This is a genomic window from Aeromonas sp. Marseille-Q7275 (assembly GCF_965119515.1).
In genome coordinates this window covers 67,367-87,170 of record NZ_CBCPLW010000018.1, presented here as the reverse complement: position 1 = coordinate 87,170, position 19,804 = coordinate 67,367, and the positions used below count along the sequence as shown (strand labels likewise).

The 19,804-nt window shown below is 60.1% G+C and carries 19 protein-coding genes; 9 read left to right on the top strand and 10 right to left on the bottom strand.

All coding sequences use genetic code 11. The annotated features are described in order from the left end of the window. Positions 1 to 58 precede the first annotated feature (58 nt). Positions 59 to 823, bottom strand: a complete 765-nt coding sequence (pdhR, locus tag ACWPWQ_RS16505; RefSeq protein ID WP_005329211.1) for a pyruvate dehydrogenase complex transcriptional repressor PdhR — start codon at positions 821 to 823, stop codon at positions 59 to 61. 275 nt (positions 824 to 1,098) lie between these two features. Beyond that, complete coding sequence (ampD, locus tag ACWPWQ_RS16500; RefSeq protein WP_454010274.1) at positions 1,099 to 1,671, bottom strand: 1,6-anhydro-N-acetylmuramyl-L-alanine amidase AmpD; 573 nt, start codon at positions 1,669 to 1,671, stop codon at positions 1,099 to 1,101. 137 nt (positions 1,672 to 1,808) lie between these two features. Here ampD and ACWPWQ_RS16495 point away from each other — a divergent pair, with 137 nt between their 5' ends. The 9 genes from ACWPWQ_RS16495 (at position 1,809) to yacG (ending at position 9,527) form a co-directional block, all read left to right on the top strand. Continuing rightward, a complete protein-coding gene (locus ACWPWQ_RS16495) occupies positions 1,809 to 2,279 on the top strand; it encodes a retropepsin-like aspartic protease family protein (protein WP_454010273.1) in 471 nt (156 codons plus the stop codon). 3 nt (positions 2,280 to 2,282) lie between these two features. Then, complete coding sequence (nadC, locus tag ACWPWQ_RS16490; protein ID WP_454010272.1) at positions 2,283 to 3,146, top strand: carboxylating nicotinate-nucleotide diphosphorylase; 864 nt, start codon at positions 2,283 to 2,285, stop codon at positions 3,144 to 3,146. A 312-nt stretch (positions 3,147 to 3,458) separates the two neighbouring features. After that, on the top strand, positions 3,459 to 3,893 hold the full coding sequence (gene tapA / locus ACWPWQ_RS16485; RefSeq protein ID WP_454010271.1) for a type IVa pilus major pilin TapA: 435 nt from the start codon (positions 3,459 to 3,461) through the stop codon (positions 3,891 to 3,893). Between the two features lie 3 nt (positions 3,894 to 3,896). Continuing rightward, the gene (tapB, locus tag ACWPWQ_RS16480; RefSeq protein WP_454010270.1) at positions 3,897 to 5,603 is read left to right on the top strand and encodes a PilB family type IVa pilus assembly ATPase TapB; all 1,707 of its coding nucleotides are present in this window, start codon (positions 3,897 to 3,899) and stop codon (positions 5,601 to 5,603) included. Positions 5,604 to 5,732: 129 nt separating this feature from the next. Beyond that, a complete protein-coding gene (locus ACWPWQ_RS16475; RefSeq protein ID WP_202047337.1) occupies positions 5,733 to 6,974 on the top strand; it encodes a type II secretion system F family protein in 1,242 nt (413 codons plus the stop codon). An 80-nt stretch (positions 6,975 to 7,054) separates the two neighbouring features. Beyond that, positions 7,055 to 7,927 carry a prepilin peptidase gene (locus ACWPWQ_RS16470; RefSeq protein WP_454010269.1) on the top strand — a complete coding sequence of 291 codons (873 nt, stop codon included), beginning with the start codon at positions 7,055 to 7,057 and terminating at the stop codon, positions 7,925 to 7,927. A gap of 18 nt (positions 7,928 to 7,945) precedes the next feature. After that, positions 7,946 to 8,560, top strand: coding sequence for a dephospho-CoA kinase (coaE, locus tag ACWPWQ_RS16465; protein ID WP_454010268.1), 615 nt, complete (start codon positions 7,946 to 7,948; stop codon positions 8,558 to 8,560). A gap of 37 nt (positions 8,561 to 8,597) precedes the next feature. Continuing rightward, positions 8,598 to 9,320: a cell division protein ZapD gene (gene zapD, locus ACWPWQ_RS16460; RefSeq protein WP_454010267.1), complete on the top strand. Its 723-nt coding sequence runs from the start codon at positions 8,598 to 8,600 to the stop codon at positions 9,318 to 9,320. 12 nt (positions 9,321 to 9,332) lie between these two features. After that, entirely contained in the window at positions 9,333 to 9,527 is a 195-nt protein-coding gene (gene yacG, locus ACWPWQ_RS16455) for a DNA gyrase inhibitor YacG (protein WP_042053535.1), read from the top strand. A gap of 72 nt (positions 9,528 to 9,599) precedes the next feature. Here the strand turns inward: yacG and mutT are convergent, their stop codons facing one another. The 8 genes from mutT to murC all read right to left on the bottom strand — a co-directional run bounded on the left by mutT (position 9,600) and on the right by murC (position 19,744). Further along, positions 9,600 to 10,004, bottom strand: coding sequence for an 8-oxo-dGTP diphosphatase MutT (mutT, locus tag ACWPWQ_RS16450; protein ID WP_202047341.1), 405 nt, complete (start codon positions 10,002 to 10,004; stop codon positions 9,600 to 9,602). Between the two features lie 155 nt (positions 10,005 to 10,159). Continuing rightward, complete coding sequence (secA, locus tag ACWPWQ_RS16445; RefSeq protein ID WP_139438998.1) at positions 10,160 to 12,880, bottom strand: preprotein translocase subunit SecA; 2,721 nt, start codon at positions 12,878 to 12,880, stop codon at positions 10,160 to 10,162. Positions 12,881 to 12,937: 57 nt separating this feature from the next. Further along, the gene (locus tag ACWPWQ_RS16440) at positions 12,938 to 13,843 is read right to left on the bottom strand and encodes a M23 family metallopeptidase (protein ID WP_042649032.1); all 906 of its coding nucleotides are present in this window, start codon (positions 13,841 to 13,843) and stop codon (positions 12,938 to 12,940) included. Between the two features lie 140 nt (positions 13,844 to 13,983). Further along, on the bottom strand, positions 13,984 to 14,907 hold the full coding sequence (lpxC, locus tag ACWPWQ_RS16435; RefSeq protein ID WP_042649033.1) for a UDP-3-O-acyl-N-acetylglucosamine deacetylase: 924 nt from the start codon (positions 14,905 to 14,907) through the stop codon (positions 13,984 to 13,986). 101 nt (positions 14,908 to 15,008) lie between these two features. Continuing rightward, positions 15,009 to 16,160: a cell division protein FtsZ gene (gene ftsZ / locus ACWPWQ_RS16430; RefSeq protein ID WP_005305686.1), complete on the bottom strand. Its 1,152-nt coding sequence runs from the start codon at positions 16,158 to 16,160 to the stop codon at positions 15,009 to 15,011. 39 nt (positions 16,161 to 16,199) lie between these two features. Beyond that, positions 16,200 to 17,459, bottom strand: a complete 1,260-nt coding sequence (ftsA, locus tag ACWPWQ_RS16425; RefSeq protein WP_025328454.1) for a cell division protein FtsA — start codon at positions 17,457 to 17,459, stop codon at positions 16,200 to 16,202. Beyond that, positions 17,440 to 18,192 carry a cell division protein FtsQ/DivIB gene (locus tag ACWPWQ_RS16420; RefSeq protein WP_025328455.1) on the bottom strand — a complete coding sequence of 251 codons (753 nt, stop codon included), beginning with the start codon at positions 18,190 to 18,192 and terminating at the stop codon, positions 17,440 to 17,442. The genes ftsA and ACWPWQ_RS16420 overlap by 20 nt, the downstream gene beginning before the upstream one ends. A 97-nt stretch (positions 18,193 to 18,289) precedes the next feature. Further along, positions 18,290 to 19,744 (bottom strand): UDP-N-acetylmuramate--L-alanine ligase, encoded by a 1,455-nt coding sequence (gene murC, locus ACWPWQ_RS16415; protein WP_041204901.1) that lies wholly within the window; start codon positions 19,742 to 19,744, stop codon positions 18,290 to 18,292. Positions 19,745 to 19,804 lie beyond the last annotated feature (60 nt).

The window sequence follows — 19,804 nt, the reverse complement described above, 5'->3', positions numbered from 1 at the left end:
TATTGTTATTGCACGGCGGTTAAGATGCGCAAGAATTCGACAATAAAGCCTTGTGGGATTAGTTTTCCTGCTGACGGATCCGACGCATGGATCGCTGGATCCGGCTGTCTTCCCTCTGCATATCCAACAAGGTGTCCTCGATAAAGGCCAGGTGCTCATGACAAGCAGCCCTGGCCCGCTCCGGAGCCCCCGACAGGATAGCCTCGATCAGGCTCGCACGATGGCGACGGATCTTGGCTACCACTCCCGGACGGCGATTCAAAATCTCGTTATTTCGTAAAATGTTCTGTTCGAGCATGGGACCCATGGCCCGCAGCAGGTGCAGCAGCACCACGTTGTGGGACGCCTCCGCCACCGCCAGATAGAACTGGGTGACGGCGGTCGATTCGACCACCAGCGACCCCTGCTGACCCGCCTCTTCGATGGCGGACTGCGCCAGGCGGATCCGCTCGAAGTCGGCCTCAGTCCCCCGCAGCGCGGCATAGTAGGCACAGATGCCTTCCAGCGCGTGACGAAACTCCAGCAGGTCATACTGGGCTTCCGGGTGGGTACTGAGCAGTTCGAACAGGGGATCGGCGATCCCCTTGCTCAAGGCATTCTGCACATAGGTGCCGCCGCCCTGACGGCGATACAAGAGTCCCCTCGCTTCCAGGCGCTGGATGGCTTCGCGCAGGGAAGGCCGCGACACCTGAAACTGGATGGCAAGTTCCCGCTCGGGGGGCAGCTTCTGCCCCGGCTGCAAGCTGCCTTCCAGAATCATGCTTTCCAGCTCGGCGACGATGGCGTCGGCCAGCTTGGGCTGAGTTATCTTGATATAGGGCATGAGGCTACTTTGTTAAATTGGTATTACCAATTCTATGATTGGGGCGAAAATTAGCAGAGGGCTTGGAAAAAGTCCACCCAAAATATGATCTGCATCAAGAACGAAGCTTGCCACTTTAGGGGTAAAAAAGCGAAATCATGATATGGCTCATAGAAAATGGTCTGACCAATATTTATGAGCCTGCTCACAGATAACATTTGGCCAACAGCATGAAAAATGGCTCACCAAAAAGGCAAGCCATTGATTTTAAAAATACAAACTAATGTTTGGATTTTTTACTCAAAGTTGAGCATTCCACGATAGCGCAGCCATTCGAAACTGGTGCCGGGATCCGTCTTGCGACCCGGCGCTATGTCGCAATGGCCGACGATGCGTGCTGCCGTCACCTCGGGATACTGGCTGGATATGGCCCGACTGAGGCCTGCCAGCACCTCATACTGTGCATCGCTGTAAGGCAGCTCGTCGGTTCCTTCCAGCTCGATGCCGATGGAGAAGTCGTTGCACGCCTCCCGCCCCTCCCAGCTCGATACCCCCGCATGCCAGGCTCGTGCAGTGAACGGCACATACTGCACCAGTTCGCCATCGCGGCGGATCAGACAGTGGGCGGAGACCCGCAGCTGATGAATGCGGGCAAAGTAAGGGTGAGCGTCGGGATCCAGGCGACCGAGAAACAGATCGTCGATCCAGGGGCCACCAAATTCTCCCGGCGGCAGACTGATGCCGTGTATCACCAGCAGGGAGATGTCGTCCGGGCCGATCCGTTCATTGTGATGGGGCGAAGGCACCCTGCGGGCCTGTTCGCACCAGCCTGCGCGATCGATGGAAAAAATGGTTGCGGGTTCAGTCATCGTCTACTCGACTCAACAATGGGGAGAGGGACACCATGGACCTTGCCTGCCGCCGCAAGAAACCGGAAACAAGCCTCTGAATCCATGGGTAAAGCTGTGTTAGGCTGAGCCATCACTTGCAAGGCACTGGACCCCATATGCACCCGATGGCACGCCGTCTCTGGCTGCTGGCCTGGCTCTCACTGCTGGGTCTGCTCACCCTTTACTTCTACTCCAGCGCCAAACCCAGCGTGACCGCCAGCGGCGAGCTGCTGCTCAAGGCCGATGCCAGCGGTCACTATCGTCTGGAGGGTGCCATCAACGACCAGCCGGTGCAACTGCTGCTGGACACGGGAGCCACCCGGGTGACCATACCGAGCCAGGTGGCATCACGCCTCGGCCTCGTCGCCACCGGTCGCAGCCAAGTCAATACGGCGGCGGGTCAGATCCAGGTCGAGACAGGCCGGATCGAAAGCCTGGCGATGGGCCCACTGACCCTGTACGATTTGTCCGTCTTTATCAATCCGGCTGCCGACGGGGAGGAGATCCTGGTGGGCATGAATGCCCTAGGCAGGCTGGAATTACGTCAGAAAGACAGGCAGTTGCTTCTCAGACCCTTGCAGGAATAAGGCATGTTACAACAGGACATCAGCCGCGCCGTGCGCGCCGCACTACTCGAAGACTTGGGCGATGCCCTCACCGCACTGGATCAACCGGATGCCAGCGCCGATATCACCGCCCAGTTGATCCCGGCGGATCGCATCTCGACGGCGCGCGTCATCACTCGCGAGGCCGGCGTATTCTGCGGTCAGCCCTGGGTCGACGAGGTGTTTGCCCAGCTCGGTGGCGAGGTCAAGGTGGAGTGGAAGGTGCAGGATGGCGAGCGCCTCTCCCCCAATCAGGAGCTGTTCCGCCTCCATGGCCCGGCCCGGGTGCTGCTGACCGGCGAGCGCAATGCCCTGAACTTCGTGCAGACCCTCTCCGGGGTCGCCACCCTGACCGCCCGTTACGTGGCCGAGCTGGAAGGGACCGAGTGTCGCCTGCTCGATACCCGCAAGACCCTGCCCGGCCTGCGCAGTGCCCAGAAGTATGCCGTCACCTGCGGCGGCGGAAAAAACCACCGTATCGGTCTGTTTGATGCCTACCTCATCAAGGAGAACCATATCCTCGCCTGCGGCGGCATCCGGGAAGCCATTACCGAGGCGCGCCGCCTCAACCCGGGCAAACTGGTGGAAGTGGAGGTGGAGTCCCTGGCCGAGCTGGAGCAGGCGCTGAGCGCCCGGGCCGACATAGTGATGCTGGACAACTTCGACGTGCCCATGATGAAGGAAGCCGTTGCTGTGAACCAAGGCCGCGCCAAGCTGGAGGTCTCCGGCAACGTCACATTGGAGACGCTGGCCGACTATGCGGCCACCGGCGTCGACTTCATCTCGGTGGGAGCCCTGACCAAGCACGTACGGGCGCTGGACCTCTCGATGCGCTTTATCGAAAGCTGAGCGAGTAGAACGAGTCCACCCAGCCCCAAAATATTACAGGGCTCGAAACTTGCAAAAGGCGCCATAGGCGCCTTTTCTTTATGCAGGATCCCACGACATAAGGAGTGTGAAGATGGGCCCTCCCCAATCTTGAGAAGCGTCATTAGAGACCATTTAATCCTTGATTTTGCTATCATTTTCACTAAATGACAGAAAAGTGGTTAACAAGGGCCCTGCCTCTGTTGCCAACCCGAAGCGCTCGGATAAGATGCTGGTGTGTGGATAGATTTCCACCGGTACTTTTCAGGAACCATGGAAAAAAGGATATTTGACATGAAAAGACAGTCAGGGTTTACGCTAATCGAATTGATGATAGTCGTTGCGATCGTCGCCATTCTGGCCGCCATCGCCCTGCCGGCTTATCAGAACTACACCAAGAAAGCCCGTTTTACAGAGGTAGTTGCGGCAACTGGAGCTGCAAAAGCCGCTGTTGAAGTCTGCTACAGCAATCTGAATGATTTAGATGTCTGTGATCAAGGCATTAACGGCGTTCCAGCAAACCCATCAGGTGCCACTGGGTTACTCGCTTCGCTGGATACAACTGATGGGGTGATCACTGCTACCGCAGTTGGTGCATCGGGCTCGCCCGTTGATGGCCTTGAAGGGGAAAATTACATTCTCACTCCCACCCCCACAAACGGTAAGTTGATTTGGGCAAATGATGTTTCAGGCTCAGTCAGCACATGTCTTGCTGCTGGCATCTGCTAACGCATGACCTCTAGCCTCAATAGCGGCCTGGCCACCAGCCTGGCCGCTTCCTCCCTCCTCAGTGAGCCGGACTCACAGCGCTATCTGAGCCAGGCCAGGGCGCAGCGCAAGCCTTTTGTCACCTTCCTCATCGAGAACGACATACTCGACAGCAAGGCCCTCGCCGACTTTTGCGAACTGGAATATGGGGTACCTCTGCTGGATCTTGCCGCCTTCGATCTGGGCGAGATCCCGCAGAAGTACCTCAATCAGAAGCTTATCGAGAAACATCATGTGCTGCCCATCTACACTCAGGGCCACACCCTCTATATCGCCATGTCGGACCCGACCAATGTGTCGGCACTGGAGGATTTCGGCTTCAGCTTCGGCCTGCACACCGAGGCCTTACTGGTCGAAGAGGGCAAGCTGACCGCCGCCATCGGCAAGCTGATGGAGAGCGAGCAGGATACCCTGGGCATGGATCACATCGACGAGGCCGAGATCTCCGAGCTCGAGGTCTCCGATGAGAGTTCCCGTCTCGACGACAGCGTCAACACCGCCGACGACGATGCCCCCATCGTCAAATACATTCACAAGATCATGATGGACGCCATCAAGCGTGGCGCATCCGACCTGCATTTCGAACCCTATGAGACCAAGTACAGGATCCGCTTCCGGATCGACGGCATACTGCACGAAATCGCCACCCCGCCGGTCAATCTGGCGAACCGTTTCGCGGCCCGTCTCAAGGTGATGGCGAGGCTCGATATCGCCGAGCGGCGCCTGCCCCAGGATGGGCGGATCAAGCTGAAGATTTCCCGTAACAGATCCATGGACATGCGGGTCAACACCCTCCCCACCATGTGGGGAGAAAAGGTCGTCATTCGCCTGCTGGACTCGTCAGCATCTCGCCTCAATCTCGATCAACTCGGCTTCGACGACCGCCAGAAGGCGCAATATCTGCATGCCCTCTCCAAGCCACAGGGCATGATACTGGTCACGGGCCCCACGGGCTCGGGCAAGACGGTGTCGCTCTATACCGGTCTCAACATCCTCAATACCAACGAGGTCAACATCTCCACCGCCGAGGATCCGGTGGAGATCAACCTGCCCGGCGTCAACCAGGTGCAGATCAATCCCAAGGCGGGGCTCACCTTCGCCAGCGCCCTGCGCTCCTTCCTGCGCCAGGATCCCGACATCGTCATGGTGGGGGAGATCCGGGACCTGGAAACCGCCGAGATTGCCATCAAGGCGGCCCAGACAGGTCACCTGGTATTGTCGACCCTGCACACCAACTCGGCGGCCGAGACCCTGACCCGGATGATGAACATGGGGGTACCCGCCTTCAACATCGCCTCCTCGGTGACCCTGATCATGGCCCAGCGCCTCGCCCGCAAGCTGTGCGATCACTGCAAGGTGCCCGAGGCAGTGCCGGAAGCCGAATTGTTGGAGCTGGGCTTTACCCAGCAGCAGCTGGCCGCCGGTTTGCGCCTGTTCAAACCGGTCGGTTGCAAGGAGTGTTCGGGAGGATACAGAGGGCGGGTCGGCATCTATGAAATCATGCTGATGTCGGACAACATCGCCAAACTGATCATGCAGGGGGCGAACTCGCTGCAAATCGCCGCCATCGCCCAGAAAGAGGGCATGCGAACCCTGCGCATCTCCGGCCTGGAGAAGGCCCGTCTGGGGGTCACCAGCCTGGCCGAGATCAACAGGATCACGACCAACTGAATACGTAGGGTTAGAGTCACTAAGCCGGGTGAGGCCGATACAGTCACCCCGATGATGTTCTTCAAGCCAAGATGAACCGGACGGGCAGTACCTCATCCGGCCACCGTCGCCCAATTGCAGGATGCAGTGATGGCAACATTAGCGCAAAAACGTAACACACCCAAAAAGGTCTTCTCCTTCCGCTGGCATGGATTCAACCGCAAGGGGCAGAAGGTTTCCGGTGAGTTCCAGGCCGACAACATCAACACCGTCAAGGCGGAGCTGCGCAAACAGGGCGTCAATGTCACCAAGGTCAGCAAGCAGGGCCAGGGACTGTTTTCCAAAGGTGGTGCCCGGATCAAGCCGATGGACATCGCCGTCATCTCACGCCAGATCACCACCATGCTCTCCGCCGGTGTGCCACTGGTACAGAGCCTGCAGATCATCGCCCGCGGTCATGAGAAGGCGGCGGTACGCGAACTCATCGGTCAGATCGCCACCGATGTGGAAACCGGCACCCCACTGTCGGAGGCGCTGCGCCGCCACCCACGCCACTTCGATGCCCTCTACTGCGATCTGGTGGACGCTGGGGAGCAGTCCGGTGCGCTGGAAACCATCTACGACCGAATTGCCACATACCGTGAGAAGAGTGAGGCGCTCAAGTCCAAGATCAAGAAGGCCATGTTCTATCCCGCCATGGTCATCCTGGTCGCCATCGTCGTGACCTCCATACTGCTGCTGTTCGTCATTCCCCAGTTCGAGGAGATCTTCAAGAGCTTCGGGGCCGAGCTGCCAGTCTTCACCCGATTCGTCATTGGCATCTCCCGCTTCATGCAGGATTGGTGGTATATCATCTTTGGCGGCATAGCCCTCGCCATCTTCCTCTACGTGCGCGCCTGGCGAAAATCCCAGAAGGTACGGGACAGCACCGACAGATTCATCCTCACTATTCCGGTCGTGGGCAACATACTGCACAAGGCGGCCATGGCCCGCTTCGCCCGCACCCTCTCCACCACCTTCTCCGCCGGGATTCCCCTGGTGGATGCCCTGGTCTCCGCTGCCGGCGCCTCTGGCAACTATGTCTATCGCACGGCCATCCTGGCCATTCGCAACGAGGTGGTGGCCGGCATGCAGATCAACGTCGCCATGCGCACCGTGGATCTTTTCCCCGATATGGTGATCCAGATGGTGATGATAGGTGAAGAGTCCGGCGCCATCGATGACATGCTCTCCAAGGTTGCCGCCATCTTCGAGCAGGAGGTGGACGACATGGTCGATGGTCTCACCAGCCTGCTCGAGCCCATCATCATGGTGGTGCTCGGGGTGCTGGTCGGTGGCATGGTCGTCGCCATGTACCTCCCCATCTTCAAGCTGGGCTCTGTGATACACTGAGCCCCTTCGGCAGAGTGGCCAGCGGGCATGGCTCGTTCTGGTCCTCTGCCATCCTGATTCTCAACGCAAGCGGTTGATTTATGGTGCCTCTGATCGAACTGGCCCAGGGCCTGCCCTGGCTCTATCTCTCCCTGGTTTTTCTCTTCTCCCTGATGGTTGGCAGCTTTCTGAACGTGGTGATCCATCGCCTGCCCATCATGCTGGAGCGGGAGTGGCAGGCCGAATACAGTGACTACTTCGGCAGCGAAGTGGCCGCCTCCCCCGCCGAACCCTACAACCTGATGGTGCCACGCTCACGCTGCCCGCACTGCGATCACCCCATAGGCGCGCTGGAGAACATCCCTCTGCTGAGCTGGCTCTGGCTCAAGGGCCGCTGCCGACAATGCAAGGCGCCCATCTCGGCTCGCTATCCCCTGGTCGAACTGCTGACCGCCCTGTTGTCGGTCGCCGTCGCGGCGACCCTGACTCCGGGATGGGGCACCCTGGCCGCGCTCTTGCTGACCTGGGTACTGGTGGCTCTCACCTTCATCGATCTGGACAAGATGCTGCTGCCGGATCAGCTCACCCTGCCGCTGCTGTGGGGCGGTCTGCTGTTCAATCTGGCGGGCGGCTTTGTGCCGCTGGCCGATGCGGTGATCGGTGCCATGGCGGGCTATCTGGTGCTCTGGAGCCTCTACTGGGCGTTCAAGCTGCTGACCGGCAAGGAGGGGATGGGCCATGGCGACTTCAAGCTGCTGGCTGCGCTCGGTGCCTGGCTGGGCTGGCAGGCACTGCCCATAGTGTTGCTGCTCTCGTCCCTGGTCGGCGCCATCATCGGCATAGGGCTCATTCTGCTGCGCAACCACCATCAGGGCAAACCCATCCCCTTTGGCCCCTACCTCGCCATTGCGGGCTGGATAGCGCTGCTGTGGGGGGATAACATCACCCGCTGGTATCTGGGCATCGTTCTCTAGCAAGGGGATCACAAATCTATGTATGTGGTAGCCATCACCGGCGGTATAGGCAGCGGCAAGACGACCGTCGCCAACCAGTTTGCGGCCCTGGGGATAGAGGTCGTCGATGCCGACCTGATTGCCCGCGACGTGGTGGCACCCGGCACCCCGGCCCTGGCCGCCATCACCAGCCACTTCGGCCCAGAGATGCTGACCGGGCAGGGACAGCTGGACAGGCGAGCCCTGCGCGAGCGGATCTTCAGCGATCCGGCGGCCAAGTCCTGGCTCAACGCCCTGCTCCATCCGATCATTCGCAGCGAGATGCTGCGCCAGTGCGCGGCAGTCAGCTCCCCCTACTGCCTGCTGGTGGTGCCCTTGCTGGTGGAAAACCGGCTCACCGAGCTGGCCGATAGGGTGCTGGTCATCGACGTGGATGAGGCGACCCAGATCGAGCGAACCTGTCGCCGGGACGGGGTCAGCCGGGAGCAGGCCCAGGCCATACTGGCATCCCAGGCGAGCCGCAGCGAGCGTCTGGCGATGGCCGATGACGTACTGGACAACCAGAGTGGCACGACTGAGACCATACGGGAGCGAATTTTAGCGCTGCACGAGACATATCTGGCATTTGCCTCTCAACAAGCCCCCCAAGTGTGAGTACACTAGGCCGGTTTATGGCTGGCCAGGATTAGGCATGATTTACGATTTTCCCCTCAACGAAAAAAGCCGGACCTATCTTCGTCTGGAGTCCCTGTTTTCCCAGATCCGCGACAATCTGGAGAGTGACCAGTCCTGGGCACACATCGCCTTCTTCAAGGGGTTGTTCGATTTGCAGGAGTTGCTGGAGCGCGGTGATCTGCGCGCCGATCTGATCAAGGATCTGGAGCGGCTCGGCCAGCGTCTGAGCCATTGGGCCAGCCTGCCGGACGTTGACCTCGAGCAGATCCAGCGGATGCAGCAGGAGAGCACCCAGCTTTCCCGCAACCTGCTCAACTCCCCTCGCCCCGGCGCCCGTCTGAAAGAGGATCGTCTGCTCGGCTCCATCCGCCAGCGCTTCTCCATTCCCGGTGGCCTGTGCGCCTTCGACGTGCCACAACTGCACCACTGGCTGGTGACGCCGGCGGTGGCTCGTCATCAACAGATGCAGCAATGGCTCAGCGACATCAATCTGCTGATGAACGCCATCTCCCTGCTGCTGCGGTTGTGGCGTGAGTCTGGTCACTTCAGCGATCAGGTTGCCACCAACGGCTTCTTCCAGGATACCGCCGAGGGGGCCGAACTGATCCGTATCCGTCTGACCGGACCCCAGCCCTGCTACCCGACCCTGAGCGGCCACAAGAACCGCTTCGCCCTGCGTTTTCTGCCCACCGCAGAACAGCCGATTGGCGATGTGCCTTTCCAGCTCGCCTGCTGCTAAGGAGGCATCCAGATGGTCACCAAGGTCAAGTGCCCGACTTGTCAGAGCGAAGTGGAATGGGGTCCCCAGAGCCCGTTTCGTCCCTTCTGCAGCAAGCGCTGCCAGCTGATCGATCTCGGCGAATGGGCCGATGAAGAGAAGCGGATCCCGGGGGAGATCAATCCGGATCTGCTGCCGGATCCGGAAGAGGGCGACCAGTGGCTATAGGCCCTGGCGGATTCGCCTCTGCAAAATGAAAAAGGGCCGATTGGCCCTTTTTCATTGTCTCTTGCCATCGGCTCACGCCAACGCGGCCTGCAGCCGCGCCACTATGGGACCATTGGCATCGGGAAAGTGGTAGTTGTGCAGCTCGGCCAGCGGCACCCAGCGACACTCCTGCCCTTCCTTGCCAAAGGGTTCGCCCAGGAAGCGGGTTACCTTCCAGATATCCAGCAGCACCTGCTTGTCCGGGTAGTCGTGGTGCAGCTCCATGAAGGGGGCGCAATCCTGCACCCGGATGCCTATCTCCTCCCACAGCTCCCTGTCGAGCGCGGTGAGCAGGTCTTCCCCCGACTCCACCTTGCCCCCGGGAAACTCCCAGCGATCCCCCTGATGGCGATCGGAGGAGCGCTTGGCGATGAAGATATCGCCCCGTTCATTCTCGATGACACCGACCGCCACCCAGATCCGCTTTTTCTGTTCCATCTTGTTACCTTTGCATTCTCTGCCTGATCGGGTCGCTCTATGACCCCAACCCCCGGTTGGGTGAGCTGCCGATGATGCCTGACATCCGATTTTGCGTCGCCATGCGACAAAAACAAGGCGGGCACCGGGCCCGCCTTGTCATGGCATTAGGTCACTCAGGTCAACTGACCGTGACAATGCTTGTACTTCTTGCCGGATCCGCAGGGGCAGGGATCGTTGCGACCGACCTTCTGCTCGTCGCGCACGAAGGTCACCGGCGCCGCGTCGGCCTGGGTCTCCTCGTCGGCCAGCTGGTTCTCGGCGGCGGCATGGGTATAGGTACGGGGAGCCGCTTCCGCCTGCTGGCGCTGCTGCTCTTCCATCGCCTCCACGTCGCGCTCCTGGACCTGTACCCGGCTCAGGATGCTGACCACGTCGCGCTTGAGGGTTTCCAGCATCTGGGTGAACAGATCGAAGGACTCGCGCTTGTACTCCTGCTTGGGGTTCTTCTGGGCGTAGCCGCGCAGGTGGATGCCCTGACGCAGGTGATCCATGGCCGCCAGATGCTCCTTCCACAGGCCATCCAGGGTCTGCAGCATCACCGCCTTCTCGAAGTTACGCAATACGTCCTTGCCGACCAGCTCTTCCTTGTGGGCGTAGAGCTTGGTGGCTTCTTCCAGGATGCGCTCGCGCAGCTTCTCTTCATACAGCTTGTCGTCTTCCGCCAGCCACTGCTGCAGCGGCAGGTCCAGCGCGAAATCAGACTTCAGGCGCGCTTCCAGACCAGGCACGTCCCACATCTCTTCCAGGGACTGGGGCGGAATGTACTCGTCGATCACGCTGCCATAGACATCGTCACGGATGACATGGATGGTGTCGGAGATGTCGTTGGTGTCCAGCAGTTCGTTGCGCTGTTCGTAGACCACCTTGCGCTGGTCGTTCGCCACATCATCGAATTCGAGCAGGTTTTTACGGATGTCGAAGTTGCGACCCTCCACCTTGCGCTGGGCGTTCTCGATGGCCTTGGTCACCCAGGGGTGTTCGATGGCCTCGCCCTCTTCCATGCCCAGCTTCTTCATCATGCCGGTCACGCGATCGGAGGCGAAGATCCGCATCAGGGTATCTTCCATGGAGAGGTAGAAACGGGAGGAACCCGGGTCCCCCTGACGACCGGAACGGCCGCGCAGCTGGTTGTCGATACGGCGGGATTCGTGACGTTCGGTGCCGATGATGTGCAGGCCACCGGCGGCCAGTACGGCGTCATGACGCACCTGCCAGGCCGCTTTCAGCTCGGCAATCTGTTCGCTGGTCGGGTTTTCCAGCGCGGCGATCTCGGCCTGCCAGTTGCCCCCCAGCACTATGTCGGTACCACGACCGGCCATGTTGGTGGCTATGGTAACTGCGCCGGTCTGACCGGCCTGGGCGACGATTTCCGCTTCCATGGCGTGGAACTTGGCGTTCAGCACCTTGTGCGGGATATTCTCCTTGGTCAGGATGCCGGACAGCAGCTCGGAGTTCTCGATAGAGACGGTACCGACCAGCACCGGCTGACCACGCTCGACGCAGCCGCGGATGTCTTCGACGATGGCGGCATACTTTTCCTGGGCGGTCAGATAGACCAGATCGCCCATGTCCTTGCGCACCATCGGCTTGTTGGTCGGGATAACGACGGTATCCAGGCCATAGATCTGCTGGAATTCAAAGGCTTCGGTATCCGCAGTCCCGGTCATGCCCGCCAGCTTGTCATACAGACGGAAGTAGTTCTGGAAGGTGATGGAGGCCAGGGTCTGGTTCTCGTTCTGGATCTTGACCCCTTCCTTCGCCTCGACCGCCTGATGCAGGCCGTCGGACCAGCGACGACCCGGCATGGTACGGCCGGTGTGCTCGTCGACGATGACGATCTCGTCCTTCTGGACTATGTAGTCGACGTTGCGTTCAAACAGGGTATGGGCACGCAGACCGGCGTTGACGTGGTGCAGCAGGCTGATGTTGGTGGCGGAGAACAGGGAGTCCTCTTCCGCCAGCAGCCCCTCTTTCTTGAGCAGCTCCTCCACGAAGATCTGGCCGTTTTCGGTCAGCAGCGCCTGCCGGTTCTTCTCGTCCACGGTGTAGTGGCCGTCGCCGGTATACTCTTCCGAGTCTTCCTTGTCCTGCTTGACCAGCAGCGGGATCAGCTTGTTGATCTGGGTGTACATGGCGGAGCTGTCTTCCGCCGGACCCGAGATGATGAGCGGAGTACGGGCTTCATCGATGAGCACCGAATCCACCTCATCCACCAGCGCGTAGTTGAGCGGACGCTGCACGCGCTGCTCGGGCGAGAACGCCATGTTGTCGCGCAGGTAATCGAAACCGAATTCGTTGTTGGTACCGTAAGTGATGTCGGCGGCGTAGGCGTCGCGCTTCTGGGACGCGTCCATGCCGGGCACGTTGCAGTCGACCGTCATGCCGAGGAAGGTGAACAGCGGACGGTTCGCCTCCGCATCACGCTTGGCCAGATAGTCGTTCACCGTCACCACGTGCACACCGCGACCGGTCAGCGCGTTCAGATAGGCAGGCAGAGTCGCGGTGAGAGTCTTGCCTTCACCCGTCTTCATCTCGGCGATGCGGTTGGAGTTCAGCACCATGCCGCCGATCAGCTGCACGTCGAAGTGACGCATGCCGAACACCCGGCGGGACGCCTCGCGCACCGTGGCGAACGCTTCCGGCAACAGCTGCTCCAGGGTCTCACCCTGCTCCAGGCGCTGACGGTACTCGGCGGTCTTCGCCTGCAGCTCGCCATCGGACAAGGCCTCGAACTGAGGCTCCATCGCATTGATCTGTTTAACAATTTTGCGCAAAGCCTTGAGCGTTCTGTCGTTCCGGCTGCCGATAATCTTGGTGAGCAGTGTGCTAATCATGTGTACCAACTGTTTTGGTTATATAAGCGTTCCGTCACTGGAACCTGAAGAAAAAACCTAACCCCGTCTGGCATTCAGAAAGCGCGCGGGGTTGACCTGACGACCATCTTTCAACACTTCGTAATGCAGATGGACCCCGGTCGCACGACCGGTACGCCCCATCAAGGCAATCTTCTGGCCCTCATCGACCAGGGTGCCCACATCCACCAACAACTTGGAGTTGTGGGCATAACGGGTCACCAGACCATTGCCATGGTCTATCTCCACCATGTTGCCAAATTCCGGGTGGCGGCCTGCCCAGCTGATGATCCCCTTGCCTGTCGCCAGGATGGGAGTGCCGGGCTTGCCACGAAAATCCACACCCTTGTGCATCTTGGCGCGACCGTTGAACGGGTCTACCCGTCCACCAAACCCGGAGGAGATCCAGACTCGCTCCTGCTTCACCGGTGAACCCGAGATGAAACCGGCATCGGTGATATGGTGATTCATGATGAAAGATTCAAGTACCGACAGCTGTTCTTCACGGCTGCTGAGCTGCTGGCTGAGGTGTTTCATGGAGGCTTGCAGCTCGCCCAGGCTCACTTCCAGCTCTTCGTCATAGGAAGGGCCACCCATGGGGGGCAGCTCCTTGAAATTGAATTCGTCGGGATCGAGGTCTGCCTTCTCGGTCAGACGCTCGCCGAGCGCATTGAGGCGGCCGAGCTGCCCCTGCATGGTGCCCACCTGGGCGGCCAGCATGGCAAGCTGTTCACGGGCTTCATCTGCCCCTTGCGTGGATTTTTGCTGTTCGGCCATGGCCAGCGCGACTTCCAGCGCCTCCATTTTCTGGTGCCAGCTCTGCCAGAGCCAACCACCACTCAGTGCCAATACAGTGAAGAGGATACCGCCGACCCAGGCCAGACGTTGTTTGGGTAAGTGCAACTTGCGGCGCTGCTTACCGTTGAGGATCAGGGTAATGCTCATAGAAATCTGTCTTCTCGGTCAGGTGAGGCCAGGAGCCAGCACGGGCAATAAAACCGGGAGATAATCGGTATTAAAGGATGGAATAAACAAATGACAGGACGTCGGTGCGGAGAGATGACCGACGTCCTGTTGCACAGCTATCAGGCCAGAACCAGACCGTTATCGTAGTAAGCGATGGGCGCTTTGTCGCCCTCCGCCTCGAAGGTCACCAGTTCCCAGGCCTCCTGCTTGGCCAGCAAGGCACGCAGCAGTTTGTTGTTCAGGGCATGGCCCGTCTTGTAGGCACGGAATTCACCTATGATGCTGCGGTTGCACATATAGAGGTCACCGATGGCATCCAGCATCTTGTGCTTGACGAACTCGTCCTCGTAACGCAGGCCATCTTCGTTCAGCACCCGATAGTCATCCAGTACCACGGCGTTTTCCAGGCTTCCGCCCAGGGCTAGGTTCTGGGAACGCAGGTACTCGATGTCGCGCATGAAGCCGAAGGTACGGGCACGGCTGATCTCTTTCACGAAAGAGGCACCGGAGAAGTCCAGCACGCAACGCTGGTTGCGGCCTTCAAATACCGGATGCTGGAAATCGATCTCGAGATCCATCTTGAAGCCGTTGCGATAGGGGTGGAATTCCGCCCACTTGTCGCCGTCTTCAACCCGCACGCTCTGCTTGATCCGCACGAACTGCTTGGGCGCATTCTGCTCACGTATACCCACTTCTTGCAGCAGGTAGATGAACGGGTGCGCACTGCCATCCATCACCGGGATCTCGGGGGCGTCGACCTCGACATAGAGGTTGTCGATCCCCATCCCGGCCAGGGCGGCAGAGAGGTGTTCGATGGTTGACACGCGGACACCGGCTTCGTTTACCAGAGCGGTACAAAGCACGGTATCACGCACCTGATCGGCGTTGGCTGGCAGCGCGACCACAGGATTCAGATCGGTACGCAAGTAAACGATCCCTGTGTTAACAGGCGCCGGACGGAACGTCATTGTGACTTTCCGGCCCGAATGCAGGCCCACACCGGTGGCCTGGACACTCGTTTTCAAGGTTCTTTGTCTAATCATGGGCGTATCCGCTTAACAGCTCAAATTCCTGACCAGATGGTCGTTGCCGGGCCATCTTAGCACAATCCTTAAGCAACAAACAAACCAGGGCCATACGAGGCTTAGTCAGCTTGCTTGCGCAGGAACGCAGGAATATCGAGATAATCCGGTTCGCGACGAGCCTGCGGCTCGGCGTTCACCACCTTGGCCGGGGCCTCTTCCATCACGCGAGACTGCAGGGCTTCGCTGATCAGGGGCTGACGGGCCGGACGCTCTTGTACCATATTATTTTTTACGAGCGTGATGTCGGGCTTGCGCTCGGCACCGATACCGGTGGCCACCACGGTCACACGCAGTTCGTCGTGCATTTCCGGGTCGATTACGGTACCCACCACCACGGTGGCGTTCTCGGAGGCGAAGGCCTTGACCGCGTTACCCACGGTTTCGAACTCTTCGATGGTCATGTCCATGCCGGCGGTGATGTTGACCAGGATGCCACGGGCACCGGCCAGATCCACGTCTTCCAGCAGCGGGCTGGAGATGGCCTTCTCGGCCGCTTCTTCGGCACGGTCATCACCGGAGGCGGAGCCGGTACCCATCATGGCGGTACCCATCTCACGCATCACGGTACGCACGTCCGCGAAGTCGACGTTGATCAGGCCCGGACGGGTGATCAGCTCGGCAATGCCCTGTACCGCACCCAGCAGTACATCGTTGGCCGCCTTGAAGGCGTCCAGCAGGGAGATGCCGCGACCCAGCACCTTCAGCAACTTGTCGTTGGGGATGGTGATCAGGGAGTCGACGTTCTTGGACAGCTCCTCGATACCGTGGGCGGCGAAGCCCATCCGCTTCTTCCCTTCGAAGGAGAACGGCTTGGTCACGACGGCGACGGTCAAGATACCCATCTCCCGGGCCACTTCGGCCACGATAGGTGCGGCACCCGTACCTGTACCACCGCCCATGCCGGCGGCGATGAACACCATGTCTGAACCGGTCAGCAGCTCACGCAGCGCTTCCCTGTCTTCCATGGCGGCATCACGGCCCACTTCCGGATTGGCTCCGGCCCCCAGACCCTTGGTGATGCCACCGCCGATCTGCAGAGTCGTGTTGGCACTGGAGTTGCGCAGTGCCTGGGCGTCGGTGTTGACGGTAATGAACTCAACACCCTCGATGTTTTGACGAACCATGTGCTCGACTGCGTTGCCGCCGCCGCCACCCACACCTATCACCTTGATGACGGCTTCGTCAGTGTGGCTATCCATAAATTCAAACATGTTGTCTCTCCGCTTTATTTGCCTGACTCAGCAAAATCTTTAGAACTCGCCACGCAACCAGTTGCTGACCCGTTTGACCAGCCCACCTACGCTTGCCTTGGCGGCATATTCCTTGCTACTGCCGGTGGATTGATTGGTACGGCCGTACTGCAGCAGCCCGACCGCGGTCGAGTACACAGGTGCCTGCACGTAATCGCTCAATCCCCGAATGTTCATGGGTTCGCCCACCCGGACCTGGCTCTGGAAGATCTGCTCTGCGCACTCCACAATGCCTTCGATCTGGGCCGCGCCACCGGTCAATACCACACCGGCCGCCAGCTGATGCTTGACCCCCTGTGCCTTCAATTCGCTCTGCACCCGTACCAGCTCGTCATTCACCATGGAGAGCAATTCCGTGTAACGGGGTTCAATCACTTCAGCCAGTGTCTGCCGTTGCAGGCTGCGCGCCGGGCGACCGCCGACACTGGGGACTTCAATATTGTCTTCCTTGCTGACCAGGCGGCCGAGGGCGCAACCGTAGCGCACCTTGATCGCTTCGGCGTCCAGCGGCGGGGTGCCGAAGGCGTAGGCGATGTCGCTGGTCACTGTGCTGCCGGCGTAGGGGATCACCTTGGTGTGGCGCAGGGCACCGCCGGTAAACAGCGACATGTCCATGGTACCGCCACCAATGTCCACCACGCAGACACCCAGCTCCTTCTCGTCTTCGGTCAGCACCGCATAGCTGGAAGCCAGGGCCGAAAAGATCAGCTGATCCACCCGCAGACCGACCTTCTCCACACATTTCTCGATGTTGCGAGCCATGTCGTTGTGGCAGGTGATCAGGTGCACCTTGGCCGCCATCCGCACACCGGAGAGACCGACCGGATTCTTGATCCCTTCCTGATAGTCGATGGCAAACTCCTGGGGCAGCACGTGCAGCACCCGCAGTTCGTCCGACAGTCGCACCGACTTGGCGGTGTGGATGACGTTGTCCACGTCCTCCTGGGTCACCTCTTCATCGGAGATGGGCACCATGCCGGTCTCGTTGCGGCAATCGATGTGCTTGCCGGACAGCCCCAGATAGACGGAGCTTATCTGGCAGTCAGCCATCATCTCGGCCTCTTCCACCGCGCGGCGCAGGGACTTGACCACGGAGTCGAGGTCATTGACCCCGCCCTTCTCCATCCCGCGAGAAGCGTGGCTGCCCATGCCGATGACATTGAGTTCGCCATCGGGCAATACTTCGCCAACCAGTACCGCCACCTTGGTCGTGCCGATATCCAGTCCGACAATCAAATTTCTATCTGCGGTGTTGGTCATTCACTTTCTCTTCGCTTTTCTTCCAGCCAACTGCCATCCCGGTGTCGTATCGAAGATCCACGTAAGCGACCCGCTCACGGGGTTCGATGACCGGAAAGGCATCGATAAACCGCTGCAGGCGAAGCGCGATATCCGAGCGCCCCACGAACAGCTGAATGTTGCCATCCAGGGTCAGTTCCCAGGCATGGCGGGGGGTCAGATTCACCCCCAACAACTTGTATCCCTTGGCCGCCAGCAGCGTCTCGTACTGATGGCTGGCTTCCAGCACCTTGGCGGCCTGATCATCGGGCCCGGACAACTGCATCAGGGGTTTCTTCACCCTGTCCGGCGCACTGAACACCTCACCCTTGGTGTTGACGAAGCGGTTGCCGTTCCAGCGTGCCGCCACTGCCTGTTCGGTGAGGTAGACCTTGATCTTGTTCGGCCACTTCTTGCGTACCGAGACCTGGGCCACCCAGGGCAGGGCGTTCAACCGCCCCTGCAATTCGTTCACGTCCAGCTCGAAGAAGTTGCGCAACTCGGCGCCATCCAGCACGGCGGCGCGCAACTCATCGGCTTTCAAATATTCGTGTTGCCCCTGCAGCAACAGCTCGCTCATGGGCAACCGACTGGCATCTGTCAGCCAGTCTTTAACATCCAGCGCAGTCTGGTAGAGCCCCCACATGACCAGGATGAAAAATGCCACCCCGGCGATGAAGCCCCCCTTGGTGCGCCCTTGTGCCCTTGCCTCCACCCGATCTATCCCCGTATAACGCGCCATGCCGGCCACTTGCAGACCGGTTCGCCATTATATAGGCCTCGGCTTGGCGGTCAAAATACTCATTGGGCCCTCAGGCACCGGATTTCATGCTATCCACACTCAATTTCATCTCACCGAGACGGCGGGCCAGTGCCCCGACGTTACCGGCGCCCTGAGTCAGCACCAGATCCCCCTCGCCGATCAGGTCGGCCAGCACGGCCGGCACATCGTCAGGGGTTGCGACAAAGATGGGTTCCAGGGTGCCACGAGAGCGGATGGAGCGGCACAGGGCACGGCCATCGGCACCGGGAATGGGCTCTTCACCGGCGGCATACACCTCCAGCATCACCAGCACATCCACCTTGGAGAGCACGTCGGCGAAATCTTCGTAGAGATCCCGGGTCCGGCTGTAACGGTGCGGCTGGAACACCATGACCAAGCGTTTCTCGGGCCAGCCGGCGCGGGCGGCATTGATGGTCACCTTGACCTCGCTCGGGTGGTGACCGTAGTCATCCACCAGCATGGCCTTGCCACGGCCGGTCTCGAACTCGCCATATTGCTGGAAGCGGCGACCCACCCCTTCAAACTTGGCGAGCGCCTGGATGATGGCCTCGTCGCCAATGCCGTCTTCGGTCGCGACCGCGATGGCGGCGGCGGCGTTGAGCGCATTGTGGATGCCCGGCAGATTCAGGGTGACGGTCAGCTCGCCGGCATCCTTGCGACGGACCCGGAAGCGGCTGCGGTTGCTGGTCTGCACGAAGTCCAGCACCTGCACGTCGGCATCCTCGGAAAGGCCGTAGGTCAGGGTCGGACGGGCGATCTCCGGCAGCATGCCGCGGATCACGGGGTCATCCACGCACACCACCGCCAGACCGTAGAACGGCAGGTTGTGCAGGAAGTCGATGAAGGTGGCCTTGAGCCTGGAGAAGTCGCCGCCATAGGTGTCCATGTGATCCGCTTCGATGTTGGTCACGATGGAGACCATGGGTTGCAGATGCAGGAAGGAGGCGTCGCTCTCGTCCGCCTCGGCGATCAGGTAGCGGCTGCTGCCCAGGCGGGCATTGGTGCCGGCGCTGTTGAGCAGGCCGCCGATGACGAAGGTCGGATCCCGGTCGGCTTCGGCATAGATGCTCGCCACCAGGCTGGTGGTGGTGGTCTTGCCGTGGGTGCCGGCGACGGCGACCCCGTGGCGGAAGCGCATCAGCTCGGCCAGCATCTCGGCACGGCGCACCACGGGAATGCGCAGCTCGCGGGCGGCCAGCAACTCGGGGTTGTCCTGCTTGATGGCGGTGGAGACCACCACCACGCTCGCCTCGTTCACGTGCTCGGCACTGTGTCCCACGAAGATATGGGCGCCGAGGGACGCCAGCCGCTCGGTCACCGCATTGCGGGACAGATCGGAGCCGGAAATCTGGTAACCCTCGTTGGCAAGCACTTCGGCGATCCCGCCCATACCGGCGCCACCTATGCCGATGAAATGGATGCGACGCACGCGGCGCATTTCGGGGATCACAGTACGCAGTTTTGCCAGTTCAACCTTGGTCATAGCTCTCTCTTCAAGTCTGCCGTCAGCGGTGTGCGCTCGGCGGCATCAATAAATACGGGG

Bases quoted from the DNA above. Each gene is read 5' to 3' on its own strand.
- pdhR (WP_005329211.1), bottom strand. From the start codon at position 823: ATGCCCTATATCAAGATAACTCAGCCCAAGCTGGCCGACGCCATCGTC.
- ampD (WP_454010274.1), bottom strand. From the start codon at position 1,671: ATGACTGAACCCGCAACCATTTTTTCCATCGATCGCGCAGGCTGGTGC.
- ACWPWQ_RS16495 (WP_454010273.1), top strand. From the start codon at position 1,809: ATGCACCCGATGGCACGCCGTCTCTGGCTGCTGGCCTGGCTCTCACTG.
- nadC (WP_454010272.1), top strand. From the start codon at position 2,283: ATGTTACAACAGGACATCAGCCGCGCCGTGCGCGCCGCACTACTCGAA.
- tapA (WP_454010271.1), top strand. From the start codon at position 3,459: ATGAAAAGACAGTCAGGGTTTACGCTAATCGAATTGATGATAGTCGTT.
- tapB (WP_454010270.1), top strand. From the start codon at position 3,897: ATGACCTCTAGCCTCAATAGCGGCCTGGCCACCAGCCTGGCCGCTTCC.
- ACWPWQ_RS16475 (WP_202047337.1), top strand. From the start codon at position 5,733: ATGGCAACATTAGCGCAAAAACGTAACACACCCAAAAAGGTCTTCTCC.
- ACWPWQ_RS16470 (WP_454010269.1), top strand. From the start codon at position 7,055: ATGGTGCCTCTGATCGAACTGGCCCAGGGCCTGCCCTGGCTCTATCTC.
- coaE (WP_454010268.1), top strand. From the start codon at position 7,946: ATGTATGTGGTAGCCATCACCGGCGGTATAGGCAGCGGCAAGACGACC.
- zapD (WP_454010267.1), top strand. From the start codon at position 8,598: ATGATTTACGATTTTCCCCTCAACGAAAAAAGCCGGACCTATCTTCGT.
- yacG (WP_042053535.1), top strand. From the start codon at position 9,333: ATGGTCACCAAGGTCAAGTGCCCGACTTGTCAGAGCGAAGTGGAATGG.
- mutT (WP_202047341.1), bottom strand. From the start codon at position 10,004: ATGGAACAGAAAAAGCGGATCTGGGTGGCGGTCGGTGTCATCGAGAAT.
- secA (WP_139438998.1), bottom strand. From the start codon at position 12,880: ATGATTAGCACACTGCTCACCAAGATTATCGGCAGCCGGAACGACAGA.
- ACWPWQ_RS16440 (WP_042649032.1), bottom strand. From the start codon at position 13,843: ATGAGCATTACCCTGATCCTCAACGGTAAGCAGCGCCGCAAGTTGCAC.
- lpxC (WP_042649033.1), bottom strand. From the start codon at position 14,907: ATGATTAGACAAAGAACCTTGAAAACGAGTGTCCAGGCCACCGGTGTG.
- ftsZ (WP_005305686.1), bottom strand. From the start codon at position 16,160: ATGTTTGAATTTATGGATAGCCACACTGACGAAGCCGTCATCAAGGTG.
- ftsA (WP_025328454.1), bottom strand. From the start codon at position 17,459: ATGACCAACACCGCAGATAGAAATTTGATTGTCGGACTGGATATCGGC.
- murC (WP_041204901.1), bottom strand. From the start codon at position 19,744: ATGACCAAGGTTGAACTGGCAAAACTGCGTACTGTGATCCCCGAAATG.